The sequence below is a fragment of the Trabulsiella odontotermitis genome (assembly GCF_030053895.1).
In the GTDB taxonomy this organism is placed as follows: domain Bacteria; phylum Pseudomonadota; class Gammaproteobacteria; order Enterobacterales; family Enterobacteriaceae; genus Trabulsiella; species Trabulsiella odontotermitis_C.
Genome location: NZ_CP125781.1, coordinates 686,721 through 700,848, shown reverse-complemented (window position 1 = coordinate 700,848; position 14,128 = coordinate 686,721). Strand labels below are relative to the sequence as shown.

Here is a 14,128-nt window from a genome sequence, read left to right as displayed (position 1 = left end):
TTGGCAGAGAAACAGGTCGATACCGGTGGCTATCGCCCGCAGCAGTGGCGCTATCGCTGGGAATATAAATACGACCCGTCCGGCAGACGTATCAGCAAGCGGTGTACCAGCCACGACAAACCCGGTATGGACTTCCACTGGAACGGTGACCAGTTAACGGAAGAAATCCCGGTTAACCAAGACGGTACACCAGATTATGAAAACGCCATTCGCTGGATATACGAGCCAGGGAGTTTTACACCGGTTGCGCGCTATGAGAAAGGACAACTGCATTATGCCGTAACGGATACGGTCGGCAGGATACAGGAGCTGCTGACGGAAGACGGCACCATAGTCTGGCGCGGTGAGCAGCAGCTCTGGGGCCGGGAGGAAAGCATCAATAAGGAAGATGCGCCCTCCTGCCGGTTACGGTTTCCGGGGCAGTATGAGGATGAGGAATCGGGGCTGTACTATAACCGGTTCCGGTACTATGATTGCGAAACAGGGGAGTATCTGTGCGCGGACCCTGTGGGGTTAAGAGGCGGGTTAAATTTATATGCGTATGTGCCTAACCCACTCTCTTGGATCGATCCTCTTGGTTTGTGCAAAGTCAATAGCGGTGCAGATGTAACACCTGATATAATTCGTAATTCATTGAAAGGCGACACCATGCAGACACTGCAAGGCAGCGTTTCTCTCCCGGCTATTCAACGCTATGTAGATCGATTACTAAAAGGTGATGTCGCACCTCCCATAAAAGTTGATGGTAATGTTGTAGTCGAGGGGAATCATCGATATGTTTCAGGTAAAGTCGCAGGAAAAATGCCAGACACGGCACCAGGGAGTTTGTCACCGAGCCAAGTACCAAATATTAAGCCGATGTCAGAAACCGATGTAGATGAGTTTGATTGGGGAAATTATTAATGATCACCATAAAATTTAAGACAAACGAAAAAAAAGAATTCGATCTTGATAGTTTAGATATGGTCAACTTTGATGAGAGTCAATTACATACAGCAATCTTTAGTGGGCTTTCTTTATATAAAACTAGTTTTATGAATGCTAATCTACGAAGTGCTGAACTTTCCCGATGCTATCTGGATGGGGCGATTTTCGTTGAAGCTTTATTGATGAATGTCAACTTTACATATTCAGTGTTGACAAGTACTGATTTTTCTTACTCCAAATTATCAGGTGCATGCTTCTTTAAAGCTGATATGAGAAATGCTAACTTTTCCCATACAGACTTATTTGGTGTTGAATTCAGTTGTGCTGATTTAAGAGGTACTAATTTTTCTGATGCACAACGTATTGACACTGCCAGTTTTGACAATGCATTTTATGACGAAAAAACTATTTGGCCTGAAAATTTCTCCGCAGACCTTAAGGGATTAATATTGGTATAGCAATCTCTGTTTTATAGGAGTAACCGTCTTGTGCATGAACTATGACATGGCATCTTTAGGAAGGCACGAGTAAAACTGGTAGTATGATCCGCCGATCGGGTGGATTTGCTATCCTGACCCGATAGGGCTGGCAGGGGGAGTTAATCTCTATGCTTATGCACCGAATCCGTTAAGCTGGATCGATCCGCTAGGTCTTGCAAGGTGTAAACCAACGTCACCGGGTGCTATGCAAAAATAGGTTGAGCGAGGTCAGGCGCCAAAAGATATAATTCGAGTTGATCGTGGTCATATTCCAGGTCTAGAACCTCATGTCCATTATAAAGATGGAACATCGTCTAATCATAGTGGAGGTATTCATGATGCTCATAAAGGAACCCCAAGTCCTAGCAAAAAAAGCCATTGATTGGCTTAAAGGGCATGGCTGGGAGCCCCCTAAATAAGGATTTTTCTGATGAATGTATACGGTTATGCTTCTGATAGTGATGATCTAATTTCTTTGAATGAAATTACATTGCAAGCATCAGTTGTTGAATTAAATGAATTGGTTGATTTTCTAAAAAATACAATTTATTTAATAGAAAAACATAAAGAAAATTTTGAACACGAGCATTTTAGTGATTTTTTAAAAAAGTCATCTGAAATTAATGTTGAAATAATAATAAGCAATGCAGATCTTTGAATGAGAAACAAGCCGGGAAGGTTATAAAATCTTCCCGGCTTGTTTTTTTATTTAACCACTATTGTTCACCCCACTAAACAACCGCATCCTTAATCCCCTTAACCACCTGTTTAACCTGATAAAGCTCCTTCCTCAGTTCGTGCATCTCGTCGCTGTCGGCGATAATGGTCAGGCACCCCTCTGAAATCTTCACCGTCACGCCGCGCCCGGCCTCAAATCCCGCATCTTTCAGCCAGTCGCCCTTAAGGTGCAGGCTGGGGCTGTGCGAATATCCGGTAGGGATTTTGGTTTTACGGTTGGTGTGACAGATGCCGACATAGCCAACTTTATTGCGGCGCTGGGCTTTGGAAATCTTGTCTCTGTCTTAGCTTTGATTAACTGCCTCAAATAGTTGTTGTGGCTAGCGGCCCCGTTGTTTCGCGTATATCGGCGTCGAAAGGATGGCCTCACTAAAGAGGATGCGCCCACTTATTAGTTACATTTCCACCGGCTGCAGGAGGATGCGGGGATACTTACAACCCCTCGGAGATCTTCACTGACACATCCCACCCGGCCTCAAACCCTGCGTCATCCGGCAGTTTCCCTTGAGAATAACTTCAAAATGCTCCGCTCATACCAGAAACGGTAATGACAGAATTTTACGGTGGTAGTATGGTGGGCCAGTGTCAGATAGCGTGTTCAAACTATGGTCATAATTCTCTGCATGGTCTGAACCTGACAGAAGATACGGTGCAGGGCAGCTGACCATACAGGTTCCCGGCGACCTGACGGAACTGAAGCCACATGCACTACCGGTACAATAAAATATAGCGATGCCGACCTTCGCCGGAGAGCGCTGTTCAACAGCATCACGCAGAACGACCAGATTGCCCACACCATCTGGACGGGCAGCAGCAATAGGTTACCTACCCGCAGCCATTGCTTACCCTTACGACGAAAAATCAGCTTCAACAGGCAGTAAATTCGATGTCGTCACCACACACTCTGCGGATAGTGCGCCTGAAAGTAGCTTCGCAGAAACTCGACAGTAGTGCGGATTTTTGCCGACGTTGCCAGCCGGGAAACATACACGGCCCAGATGTTAGCAGGTTGGTAGCAATCCGGCAGAATATGTACCAGATGACCACTGGCGATATTGTCACTGACATCCCACCAGGAACGCAGCGCGATCCCCTGCCCGTCCAGACACCATTGATGCACAATTTCGCCGTGATTCGATGACATCGCGCCAGTCACTTTTATTGAGTGTACGCCCTCTTTACTGTGCAGTTGCCACACGCCGAAAGGATGATCACGTTCTTTGATCACCAGACAAGGCAACGCCGCAAGGTCGCTCAGTTGTTTTGGCATACCGTGACGGGCAACAAAATCCGGTGAGGCACAGAGAATGCGATAATTGTTTGCCAGCTTGCGGGCGATGAGATTAGGTGCGATATCATCACCAACGCGAATATCCAGATCCACACCTTCATTCACCAGATCCACCAGCCGGTCTTCGACATCAAAGCGCAATTCCAGTTGAGGGTACTGTCGGGCTAACGCCGATAATGCCGGTGCTACTACGCGGCGGCCAAACCCGAAACTGCTAATGATACGAAGCGTCCCCTGGGGGATTTGCCGTACATCAGACAGTTCATCCATCATCTGATCCACATCCTGGAGAATGCGTTGCGCCCATTCGTAGATGCGCTCACCTTCTTCCGTGATCGTGACACGACGCGTTGTTCTGTGCAGCAGCACCACATTCAGCGTCTGTTCCAGTAGTGCAACTCGCTTGCTGACGAAGGCCGGTGAAACGCCTAACTCTTCTGCCGCCGCGGCAAATCCTGCCCGGCGGGCGACCAGCATAAACACACGTAAATCATTCAGCAGCGGGAGATTATTCATGATCTGTGTTTTATGTTTCACCAGTTAGCAGCATTAATTATGAATCAGTCAATTATAGGATGGAGAGGAAGTCAATTTTCATCACTGATAAGTGAGAGCTGATATGAAGAAAACCTATCGTATTGCCGCTATTCCCGGGGATGGTATTGGTAAAGAAGTCCTGCCAGAAGGCATTCGCGTGTTGCAGGCTGCCGCCGAACACTGGGATCTGTCGCTCAGTTTTGAACAGATCGGATGGGCCAGCTGTGAGTATTATTTGCAACACGGCAAAATGATGCCTGACGACTGGCATGCGCAGCTTAAAGATTTTGACGCCATCTATTTTGGCGCTGTCGGCTGGCCGGACACCGTACCGGATCATGTCTCACTGTGGGGATCGCTACTGAAGTTTCGTCGCGAGTTTGATCAGTACGTTAACCTTCGTCCGGTGCGTCTGTTCCCGGGCGTGCCCTGCCCGCTGGCAGGCAAACAGGCGGGAGATATTGATTTCTACGTCGTGCGGGAAAATACCGAAGGGGAATACTCTTCACTGGGTGGACGTATTAATGCGGGTACTGAGCATGAAGTGGTGATTCAGGAATCCGTGTTTACCCGCCGTGGCGTGGATCGCATCCTGCGCTACGCCTTTGAACTGGCGCAGAGCCGTCCTCGCAAAACGCTGACTTCAGCCACGAAATCTAACGGACTGGCAATCAGCATGCCTTACTGGGATGAACGTGTTGAAGCCATGGCAAGCCATTACCCGGAAATTCACTGGGATAAACAGCATATCGATGTATTATGCGCACGATTTGTCCTGCAGCCGGAACGTTTTGACGTCGTTGTCGCATCGAATTTGTTTGGCGATATTCTTTCCGATCTTGGCCCGGCCTGTACGGGAACAATCGGCATCGCGCCGTCTGCCAATCTCAATCCGCAGCGCACTTTCCCGTCGCTTTTCGAACCGGTACATGGTTCCGCCCCGGACATTTATGGCAAGAATATTGCCAACCCTGTCGCTACGATCTGGGCCGGTGCGATGATGCTCAACTTCCTCGGCGAGGGTGATGAACGTTATCACGCGGCTCACAATGGCATTTTAGAAGCCATTGAGCAGACCATTGCCAGCGGCCCCAAAACGCCGGATATGAAAGGCCAGGCCTCCACACAACAGGTCGGAGATGCCATCTGCAAGGCCATTCAAAGTAAACGACGGGGACTGGATTGCTAATCTTATGAGGGCTGAGCAACCTGGTCTGCGATGCCCTCAAAAACAACACGCAGTTAACATTTCAATAAACATAATTTGACATAACCCTCCTCTTCCCGGCTGTATATACAGGCAAATACAACACAACCATAACAACCATTCTGTAAGCATCCACTTCGGGCAGGGGAGATCTGTATGGCCGTATCCGGCGACATGAACATTCAACAAGCCATCGACGACAGCCGCTTTTCGTGGTTTCACTGGACTATCATTATTCTCGGTTTTCTGGTGCTGGCGATTGATGGTTTCGACACCGCGGCGATGGGTTACATCGCGCCCGCGCTTTCCGGCGACTGGGGGATCAAAAAGCAGGATCTCGGCCCGGTGCTCAGCGCTGCTCTGCTGGGCCTGTCGCTGGGCGCGCTGATTGCAGGCCCGATTTCAGACAGCATTGGTCGCAAACGCGTGCTGGTTTTTTCCTGCCTGTTCTTCGGGCTCGCCAGCCTGGGCACAGCCTATGCACAGTCGATCAACACCCTGACCCTGTGGCGCTTCCTGACCGGGCTTGGGCTCGGCGCCGCCATGCCGAATGCCATTACGTTGATGTCGGAGTATGCGCCGCAGCGCTGCCGCTCCCTGACCATCAATACCATGTACTGCGGCTTTCCGCTTGGTGCGGCAGGCGGTGGCGCTATCTCTTCCTGGCTGATCCCGGCACATGGCTGGCACAGCGTCTTGCTGCTTGGTGCCGTCGCGCCGTTAGTGCTGACAGTGCTGCTGATCTGGCTGCTGCCGGAATCGGTGAAATATCTGGTTAATCGCGGCGGTAACGTGGAGAAAATCAAACGGATCCTGCGCCGTTTTGTGGATAGCAATCTCGAACAGGTTAGCCGCTTTTCGCTGCACGAAGAGCAAAAAACACGGAAGAAAGGCAGCGTTTCGCAACTGTTCAGCGCAGGATATCTGCCTGGCACGTTGATGTTGTGGATGAGCTATTTTATGGGGCTGGTGATCTATTACGTGCTGCTGAGCTGGATGCCCATTCTGATGCAGGGTATGGGTTATCAGATGGAACAATCCGCGCTGCTCACCTCGTTGTTCACCTTTGGCGGCACGGCGGGTATTCTGCTGGCCGGCTGGCTGATGGACCGTTGGGAAGCGCATAAAGTGGTCTCGGTGGGGTTCATCGTCACCACGTTACTCATCATTCTGATGGCGCAGGAAAACAGCCACATCTGGCTGTTTGGTGGGCTGATTTTCCTGATGGGGATCACCATGAACGGCGCGCAGTCTGGCATGCAGACGCTGGCGGCAACGTTTTATCCAACGCAATGTCGCGCCACGGGTATTGCATGGATGCAGGGCGTAGGTCGTTTTGGCGGTGTGGCGGGTACGATGATGAGCGCGCAGTTGCTGTCGATGCAGTGGCAGGCGGACAGCATCCTGATGTTCCTCGGCGTTCCGGCGCTGATAGCGGCCTGTGCCACGTTGTATAAAATGTGGCGCTGCCAGCCTGTTGCGCAGCCAGCCCTGTAACCTGAACGATGCCGGGCAGCCTGGCTGCCCGGTCATAGTGAAGCTTGTCACAAATTCCCCGCATGAAATTCGCTGTCTGGCAGCACTTATCTGCTGGCTGCGCCTTCAACCCGTTGATAATTCGTATCCTCGGCACTTATTGATTCGAAAACTCGTATCAATTACCGCAATTATCGTATTGGAATCACAATCGCCGGAAACCCAGAATGAGGCCATCACCACTGATTCTGGAGTTTCTCATGTCACAGGCTGTACTTAACAACACCCCTTACGAAGCCGCAGAGATCCTGCGCGCCGCCCGGCCCGGTTTTCAGCCCCGTATTGCCCTGATCCTCGGTTCAGGTCTCGGCGTGCTGGCCGACCGGATGGACAACAAAACCACCCTCTCCTACCAGCAGTTGCCGGGGTTCCCGGTCAGTACGGTGATCGGCCATGCCGGTGAGGTGGTAATGGGCACCCTGCATGGTGTGGATCTGATCTGCATGAAAGGTCGGGGTCATTTCTATGAAGGTGCCGGCATGGGGATCATGACCCACGCGGTGCGTACCCTGAAGTTGCTCGGCTGCGAGTTCCTGTTCTGCACTAATGCCGCGGGCTCGCTGAACCCGGCAATTCCGGCCGGCAGCCTGGTGGCGCTCAACGATCATATCAACACCATGCCCTCCACACCGCTGGTCGGGCCGAATGATGATCGCTTCGGTCCGCGCTTCTTTAGTCTGGCCAACGCCTACGATCGGGGTTTGCGCGGCCAGTTGCATGACGCCGCCAGCCAGCTGAACCTGAAGCTGCACGAAGGGGTATTTGTCTCCTATCCGGGTCCGAATTTCGAGACCGCAGCGGAAATCCGCATGATGCAAAACATGGGCGGTGACGTGGTGGGGATGTCAGTGGTTCCGGAAGTTATCGTCGCCCGTCACTGTGGTCTGAAAGTCCTGGCCGTTTCCGCGATCACCAATATGGCGGAAGGGCTGAGCAACGTTGAACTCTCCCACGAGCAAACACTGAAATGCGCGGCAATGGTCACCGACGACTTTGTGCGCCTGATTAGCCAGTTCGTCCAGAACTATTCCTGAAATTATGCCTGAAATCGTTCCACAGGCGGAGCGTCATGCTCCGTCAGGAGACACTGCTATGCCAGATCAACCGTTTTCTCGCGGCAATATTAACGCCATATCTTACCTGAGCTATTACTTCGTTGGGGCGCTGGTCTCAACGCTTGGGATCGTTCTGGGCCCTCTCTGCGCCGCCTTCCAGAAAGATCCCAGCTTTATTGGCCAGGTTTTCACGCTGATGAATATCGGCATGTTTATCCCTATCATGTTCGGCGGCATTCTGATGCGCAAATGGGGTTTACAGAAGCCGCTGGTTGCCGCAGCCGCAATAACCGTGCTGATTAGTCTTATCCTGTTTTTTACCCCAACACTGACCATGTTCAGCCTGGCGGTGGCGGGCATTGGCGCCTGCGGCGGGATCTTCATGACCATCGGCAGCTATCTGGTAGTGCGCATCAATCCGGATGAAAAACGCCGTTCCGCCAGCCTGATCTTCACCGACTTTTTCTTTAGCCTCGCGGGCGCCACGCTCTCTTTATTGCTGGCCTGGTTGTTTAAACTCGGCGCCAGCTGGATTGCAATGTACGGCATCATGGGTGCCCTTGGCGCGCTGATGCTGGTGATGACCCTGCGCTGCCGCTTCCCTTCGACGGAATCTCCGGCCCCTGTCAGCCAGAATGCCCCGGCATCGGCAGAACCCTGGGGATGTTCGGTGTACCTCATCTGTTTTGCGCTGTTTGCCTTTCTGCTGGCAGAGCCGATTTTCACCATGTGGACACCGGGTTATCTGCAGTCTCGCTTTGCGATGACGCCAGAAGCGGCGGCGCTCTACACCACCGTTTACTGGGTAGCGAAAGCGACTGGTCTGTTTCTCAACCAGTTCACCGTACGCTGGATGAAGCTGCGCACCTTCCTGCTCATCTGCACGCTGACGGGTCTGGCGGCCATTGCGATTATCGCCAACAGCGCGAATACCACGTTGATTCTGGTCGCCTGCGCTGTGTTTGGTTTCTTTAACTCCGGGCTATTTTCCGGGTTGATGAGCTACGGATCGCTACAGGTCAGCCGCAGTTCACCGACGCTGATTTCCGCTCTGCTGACCTGTGGAACGGTTGGCACGCTGCTCTTCGCCAGTGTCTCCTCGCTGGTGAACAGCCATTTTGGCCTGCACGGCGCGCTGAATACGTCAACCGTCGCCTACGCAGTGCTGCTGGGAACGCTGATCATCGCGGTGTTTTTCAGCCGGGCAGAACGTTTGCACCAGCCAACTCCGGCGACGGTTTGACAGTCACGGGAAGGGAACGGCATGATGCGCTATCCCTTCCCTTTGAAGCACAACACCATGATTGATCAGGCTAACAGCCGCATTCGCTTCCGCATGCTGCGTTATTTTCAGGTTCTCGCCGATGAGCTGCATTTTGGCCGCGCGGCGGCACGGCTGAATATCTCCCAGCCGCCGCTCAGTATGCAGATTAAAGAACTGGAAGAAATCCTTGAGGTTGCGCTCTTTGAACGTACCAGCCGTAAAGTGGCGCTGACCCGCGCCGGGAAGGTGCTGAAAACGGAAGTGGATCGCATCCTCAGTGCGACCGATCAGTCGCTGAACTACGTCCGCCAGATTGGCCGCAGCGAGCACCAGCATATTACGATCGGCATTGTCGGCAGCGCGTTGTGGGGAACGTTGCTGACGCGGCTGAAAGATTGCCGGGAAACCCTCCCCGGCCTGGAATGGAGCCTGCTGGAACTGTCGCAGCACCAGCAGATTGAAGCGCTACGCACGCGAACCATTGATGTGGCTATTAACCGCAACGTGATCCCCACGCCGGAAGCAAACATTCGCTGCCAGCTGATTTCCCGTGAATCGATGCTGGTTGCTGTGTCTGAGGGCGATCCGTTGTGCGACGAAGCGCAAGTGACCCTGGCAATGCTCGCCGCCCGCCCCTTTATTTCCCTCTCCTTCAGCCAGAGCGATTTTGCACAGCAGCTTTATGACCGCTGCGTTGAAGCCGGGTTTTACCCATTGATCGCCCACCAGGTGTATGAGCCGCAAACGGCGCTGGCGCTGGTGAGCGCAGGGATGGGGGTATCGCTGTTACCGGAGACCAGCGCGCTTATTCACTGGCCTGGTGTGGTGTTCCTGCCGCTGGCGGAGAGCATACCGGCAGATCTGTATGCCTTGTGGGTTGACGAGCCGTTATCCTCATTGATGAGCCGTTTTCTGGCTGCGCTTCACGGCAGCGTGTGAGCGTGAAGCGCAGACCGTTCAGAGAAAATCCTTATCCTTCAGCACAATCAACGGTTCGATGTCGCTCTCTTTTTTGATCACCAGCGACTCGTCGCCGCGCAGGCAAGTGCCGCCATAGCTGCCGCCCACGGTGAAGGTACACACCTGAATGTATTTGCCCTCCACGTTCGGCAAACACCACAGTTGCTGGTAGATATTTTTACGGTCGGCAAACTTACCGGAGCTTTGATCGAGCAGACGATCGTCGTGGCTGACCAGATCGATATTGCTGCCGCAGCGACCGGAGATCGGCTTCACGGCATAACCGGTTTTCGCCAGTGCTTCGGTGACGGTGAAATCGGTATCCAGCAAATAGCGATGACCCGGGAACAGCGACCAGAGCACCGGCAGGATCGCTTTGTTGCCAGGGATCACCGTCCACAGCGGTTCGAACACCAGCACTTCCGGACGCAACAGGACGTCGATTAAGCGCACCTCATTTTGCGGATGACCGGTACGAATCGGCACCGCCGCGTATTCCGTTTCACTGACTTCCCGCACCTGCTCAAGCGCCGTTTCCCACGCCCAGGTTTTCCAGACGCAGTTCACGTGCCGCCCGTCGTCATCAATAAGCTGCCCGGCATCGTCCCAGCGCAGTTCACTGAGGCCATGAAGGATTTTGCTTTCAAACCCGGCGTTAGTCAGCGCACGCTGCATAAACTGCGCGTGGTAATCCTCTTCAAGATCCTTGTCCTGCATGATGTGCACGAACGGACGTGCCTGGCTGTGGCCCCACGCGCCGGTCAGTTCATCAAGCAGATCTTCCGCCGGGTTATAGCCTTTACCCGAAAGGCCCAGTTTCGCCCACTCTTCGAGGATTACGCCCCCTTCGGTATGGCAGGAGGCGGAATCGGCGTTGTATTCGTACACCTTCAACCCACGCTCATCCATACAGAAATCCATACGACCGGTGATCATATGGTGGCGCCGGAGTTGCCAGGAGAGACGCAGTCGCGGCCAGAGAATTTTCGGGATATCGAACAACGCCAGCAGGTTGTCATCTCTTAGCACTTTATCGGTAGCGTGCAGATACATCAGATGCAGTTCGTTGGTGGCCTTAATCAATTCCTGCTCGCCGGTCTCGGAAATGGTGAAATACTGGTACGGATCTTTGTTGATCACATGACCGTTGGCACGCACATAGGCGCGCTGGAGCGAATCCTGTTCGTTAAGCCATTTGCCATCAAACTGACCGTGATTTTCCAGCCGTGCGCCGTGGATGGCCATCAGTCTGGCCGGGCTTGCCGGTTGCGGCAGGCTGTACTGCGCATCGTCGGTCTGGATCATCCAGCCAAGAATGGCAGTGTCGTCGAAGGTGTCGTGAATGGTATAGACACCATCTTTCACTTCAAGCGTCAGCTCGCGCGTCCATTGCTGCCCCGGCGGCAGTGGATGGTGCGCCACGTTCTGTTCGGCGATACGCACCTTATTACCCACCAGTTGCGTCACCACCGCGACGTGACCGGTCTGATGAAACTCACCGCCTTTTTGCCAGATCAGCAAGGAACCCGCCACCGGCGGGCGGCGGGAGCCATTAGCAAACGCCTTCAGCGGCAGGAGATTGTCATTCACCACTTCGCGCAGGAAGCGCAACGAGAAGATCTCATACGCCATCCCAACATCGGTGAACACGAAACCGTAGGTCAGATACAGAAAGCGGCGCGCAAACTCAACGCACTGCCATTTGTGGCCCATATATTCGTTGCCGATATAGCTACGAAATGAGGGATCGTCGTGGGAAAAATCGGGATCTAAACTGCTGTAATTGGAAGAGTAAATTGCTACGCCGCCTGGCGCATACCCCAACAGCGTTCCGAATGGGGCATCGCTACTCTGTGTTCCTGTACTCATGTGTAAACCTTAGGAAAAGACCACCTGAGCATATTCCTTCTGTGAACATTGCGCAGGCATGACCGGTCAGAAGTGAGGCTATAATAGCACCGCTGCGTCGCGTGCGCATTAACGCCTCAGTTCGTTAAACCCTTCCCGTAACTCCTGCTACACTGCCTCAACAACCCAGGAAAAAGGCAGGCTAACATGTCAGACAACACGTACCAACCTCCAAAAGTATGGGAATGGAAACAAAACAACGGCGGCGCGTTCGCAAACATTAACCGCCCGGTCTCCGGCCCTACGCACGAAAAAGAACTCCCTGTAGGTAAGCACCCACTTCAGCTTTATTCGCTCGGCACGCCGAACGGTCAGAAAGTGACGATCATGCTGGAAGAGTTGCTGGCGCTGGGCGTCACTGGTGCGGAATATGATGCGTGGCTGATTCGCATCGGCGAAGGCGATCAGTTCTCCAGCGGCTTCGTGGACGTCAACCCGAACTCGAAAATTCCGGCACTGCGCGACCATTCCACCACCCCGCCGACGCGAGTCTTTGAATCCGGCAACATTCTGCTTTATCTGGCAGAAAAATTCGGTCACTTCTTGCCGAAAGATCCTGCTGCCCGCACCGAAACGCTCAACTGGCTGTTCTGGCTGCAGGGCTCGGCTCCTTTCCTCGGCGGCGGTTTTGGTCACTTCTACAGCTACGCGCCGGTGAAAATTGAATACGCGATCAATCGCTTTGCGATGGAAGCGAAACGTCAGTTAGATGTGCTGGATAAACAACTGGCACGCGGGCGTTATGTGGCGGGGGAAGAGTACACCATCGCTGATATCGCTATCTGGCCATGGTATGGCAACGTACTGCTCGGCTCCGTTTACAATGCGGCGGAATTCCTTGATGCGCAGAGCTATAAAAATGTGCTGCGCTGGGCGAACGATGTCGCTAACCGCCCTGCCGTGAAACGTGGACGCATCGTTAACCGGACCAATGGCCCGCTGGACGAACAACTGCATGAACGCCATGACGCCAGCGATTTTGACACCCATACGGAAGATAAACGTCAGGCTTAATCGACACATCAGCCGGGCGGCTCTCGCCCGGTTATTCCCTCTCCAGCCAGTTTCTTGTCATACGTCGCACCGGGTTGTGATCGGCGCAACGTGATCGCCGTCGCAAACGGAGTAAGATAGAAACAGTGTTTCGAAAATAACAATCAGTGAAGGAGACATCATGGCCTGGTTAGCCAATCCTGCCCGCTACGAGCAGATGCAGTATCGTTACTGTGGCAACAGCGGCTTGCAGTTACCCGCCTTGTCGCTCGGCCTGTGGCACAGTTTCGGCCACGTCAATACGCTGGAATCCCAGCGCGCTCTGCTGCGTAAAGCCTTCGATCTGGGAATTACGCATTTTGATCTGGCAAACAACTATGGCCCACCACCGGGCAGCGCTGAAGAAAACTTTGGCCGTCTGTTGCGCGAAGATTTTGCCGGTTATCGCGACGAACTGATCGTCTCCACGAAAGCTGGTTATGACATGTGGCCTGGCCCGTATGGTTCCGGCGGCTCGCGCAAATATCTGCTGGCGAGCCTCGACCAGAGCCTGAAACGGATGGGGCTGGAGTATGTCGATATTTTTTACTCGCATCGCGTTGATGAAAAAACGCCGATGGAGGAAACCGCGTCAGCATTAGCGCAGGCGGTGCTGAGCGGTAAAGCGCTGTACGTCGGCATCTCGTCCTACTCGCCAGAGCGGACACAGAAAATGGTGGAGTTGTTGCGCGAATGGAAGATCCCGGTGCTCATCCACCAGCCATCCTATAATCTGTTGAACCGTTGGGTGGACAGCAGCGGGCTGCTCGACACGCTGCAGGACAATGGCGTTGGCTGCATCGCCTTTACGCCGCTGGCGCAGGGGCTGCTGACCGGGAAATACCTCAACGGCATCCCGGATGGTTCACGTATGCAGGTGGAAGGGAAAAAAGCGCGCGGCCTGACCGAGAACATGTTGAGCGAAAGCAACCTCAGGAGCCTGCGCCTGCTGCACGACATGGCGCAACAGCGCGGACAGTCGATGGCGCAAATGGCGCTGAGCTGGCTGCTGAAGGATAACCGCGTGACCTCGGTGCTGATTGGCGCGAGCCGCCCGGAGCAACTGGAGGAAAACGTTCAGGCGCTGAATGACCTGTCGTTCAGCGCTGAGGAACTGGCGCAGATCGATAAACACGTCGCGGACGGGCAGTTGAATCTGTGGCAGGCATCGTCAGATAAGTAAACCACCAGCCC

13 protein-coding genes and 1 pseudogene are annotated in these 14,128 nt (G+C 53.4%); 11 read left to right on the top strand and 3 right to left on the bottom strand.

Annotated elements, in window-relative coordinates; translation table 11 throughout:
* The 4 genes and pseudogenes from QMG90_RS03400 to QMG90_RS03385 all read left to right on the top strand — a co-directional run bounded on the left by QMG90_RS03400 (position 1) and on the right by QMG90_RS03385 (position 2,064).
* Positions 1 to 903 (top strand): RHS repeat-associated core domain-containing protein, encoded by a 903-nt coding sequence (locus QMG90_RS03400; protein WP_283282723.1) that lies wholly within the window; start codon positions 1 to 3, stop codon positions 901 to 903.
* Complete coding sequence (locus QMG90_RS03395; RefSeq protein WP_283282722.1) at positions 903 to 1,385, top strand: pentapeptide repeat-containing protein; 483 nt, start codon at positions 903 to 905, stop codon at positions 1,383 to 1,385. The genes QMG90_RS03400 and QMG90_RS03395 overlap by 1 nt, the downstream gene beginning before the upstream one ends.
* A gap of 115 nt (positions 1,386 to 1,500) precedes the next feature.
* A pseudogene (locus tag QMG90_RS03390) lies at positions 1,501 to 1,596 on the top strand (RHS repeat-associated core domain-containing protein); the annotation flags it as partial.
* 240 nt (positions 1,597 to 1,836) lie between these two features.
* A complete protein-coding gene (locus QMG90_RS03385; protein ID WP_283282721.1) occupies positions 1,837 to 2,064 on the top strand; it encodes a hypothetical protein in 228 nt (75 codons plus the stop codon).
* Positions 2,065 to 2,137: 73 nt separating this feature from the next.
* Here the strand turns inward: QMG90_RS03385 and QMG90_RS03380 are convergent, their stop codons facing one another.
* Entirely contained in the window at positions 2,138 to 2,416 is a 279-nt protein-coding gene (locus tag QMG90_RS03380) for a SymE family type I addiction module toxin (RefSeq protein ID WP_283283875.1), read from the bottom strand.
* A 620-nt stretch (positions 2,417 to 3,036) separates the two neighbouring features.
* Positions 3,037 to 3,972, bottom strand: coding sequence for a LysR family transcriptional regulator (locus tag QMG90_RS03375; protein ID WP_283282720.1), 936 nt, complete (start codon positions 3,970 to 3,972; stop codon positions 3,037 to 3,039).
* 82 nt (positions 3,973 to 4,054) lie between these two features.
* Here QMG90_RS03375 and QMG90_RS03370 point away from each other — a divergent pair, with 82 nt between their 5' ends.
* The 5 genes from QMG90_RS03370 (at position 4,055) to QMG90_RS03350 (ending at position 9,973) form a co-directional block, all read left to right on the top strand.
* Positions 4,055 to 5,161, top strand: a complete 1,107-nt coding sequence (locus QMG90_RS03370; protein ID WP_283282719.1) for a tartrate dehydrogenase — start codon at positions 4,055 to 4,057, stop codon at positions 5,159 to 5,161.
* A gap of 174 nt (positions 5,162 to 5,335) precedes the next feature.
* Positions 5,336 to 6,676 (top strand): MFS transporter, encoded by a 1,341-nt coding sequence (locus tag QMG90_RS03365; protein WP_283282718.1) that lies wholly within the window; start codon positions 5,336 to 5,338, stop codon positions 6,674 to 6,676.
* A 239-nt stretch (positions 6,677 to 6,915) separates the two neighbouring features.
* Positions 6,916 to 7,749: a xanthosine phosphorylase gene (gene xapA, locus QMG90_RS03360; protein WP_283282717.1), complete on the top strand. Its 834-nt coding sequence runs from the start codon at positions 6,916 to 6,918 to the stop codon at positions 7,747 to 7,749.
* Between the two features lie 58 nt (positions 7,750 to 7,807).
* Positions 7,808 to 9,013: an MFS transporter TsgA gene (gene tsgA / locus QMG90_RS03355; protein ID WP_283282716.1), complete on the top strand. Its 1,206-nt coding sequence runs from the start codon at positions 7,808 to 7,810 to the stop codon at positions 9,011 to 9,013.
* A 24-nt stretch (positions 9,014 to 9,037) separates the two neighbouring features.
* Positions 9,038 to 9,973, top strand: a complete 936-nt coding sequence (locus tag QMG90_RS03350) for a LysR family transcriptional regulator (RefSeq protein ID WP_430381684.1) — start codon at positions 9,038 to 9,040, stop codon at positions 9,971 to 9,973.
* 18 nt (positions 9,974 to 9,991) lie between these two features.
* On the opposite strand, the gene gss is transcribed toward QMG90_RS03350, so the two are convergent.
* On the bottom strand, positions 9,992 to 11,863 hold the full coding sequence (gss, locus tag QMG90_RS03345) for a bifunctional glutathionylspermidine amidase/synthase (RefSeq protein ID WP_283282715.1): 1,872 nt from the start codon (positions 11,861 to 11,863) through the stop codon (positions 9,992 to 9,994).
* A 186-nt stretch (positions 11,864 to 12,049) separates the two neighbouring features.
* Here gss and yghU point away from each other — a divergent pair, with 186 nt between their 5' ends.
* On the top strand, positions 12,050 to 12,916 hold the full coding sequence (yghU, locus tag QMG90_RS03340) for a glutathione-dependent disulfide-bond oxidoreductase (RefSeq protein WP_283282714.1): 867 nt from the start codon (positions 12,050 to 12,052) through the stop codon (positions 12,914 to 12,916).
* A 160-nt stretch (positions 12,917 to 13,076) separates the two neighbouring features.
* Complete coding sequence (locus QMG90_RS03335) at positions 13,077 to 14,117, top strand: aldo/keto reductase (protein ID WP_283282713.1); 1,041 nt, start codon at positions 13,077 to 13,079, stop codon at positions 14,115 to 14,117.
* The last annotated feature ends 11 nt before the right edge of the window (positions 14,118 to 14,128 follow it).

Excerpts from the sequence above, each read along its gene's own strand:
- yghU (WP_283282714.1), top strand. The coding sequence starts at position 12,050 with ATGTCAGACAACACGTACCAACCTCCAAAAGTATGGGAATGGAAACAA.
- QMG90_RS03365 (WP_283282718.1), top strand. The coding sequence starts at position 5,336 with ATGGCCGTATCCGGCGACATGAACATTCAACAAGCCATCGACGACAGC.
- QMG90_RS03335 (WP_283282713.1), top strand. The coding sequence starts at position 13,077 with ATGGCCTGGTTAGCCAATCCTGCCCGCTACGAGCAGATGCAGTATCGT.
- xapA (WP_283282717.1), top strand. The coding sequence starts at position 6,916 with ATGTCACAGGCTGTACTTAACAACACCCCTTACGAAGCCGCAGAGATC.
- gss (WP_283282715.1), bottom strand. The coding sequence starts at position 11,863 with ATGAGTACAGGAACACAGAGTAGCGATGCCCCATTCGGAACGCTGTTG.
- QMG90_RS03370 (WP_283282719.1), top strand. The coding sequence starts at position 4,055 with ATGAAGAAAACCTATCGTATTGCCGCTATTCCCGGGGATGGTATTGGT.
- QMG90_RS03385 (WP_283282721.1), top strand. The coding sequence starts at position 1,837 with ATGAATGTATACGGTTATGCTTCTGATAGTGATGATCTAATTTCTTTG.
- tsgA (WP_283282716.1), top strand. The coding sequence starts at position 7,808 with ATGCCAGATCAACCGTTTTCTCGCGGCAATATTAACGCCATATCTTAC.
- QMG90_RS03395 (WP_283282722.1), top strand. The coding sequence starts at position 903 with ATGATCACCATAAAATTTAAGACAAACGAAAAAAAAGAATTCGATCTT.
- QMG90_RS03350 (WP_430381684.1), top strand. The coding sequence starts at position 9,038 with ATGCGCTATCCCTTCCCTTTGAAGCACAACACCATGATTGATCAGGCT.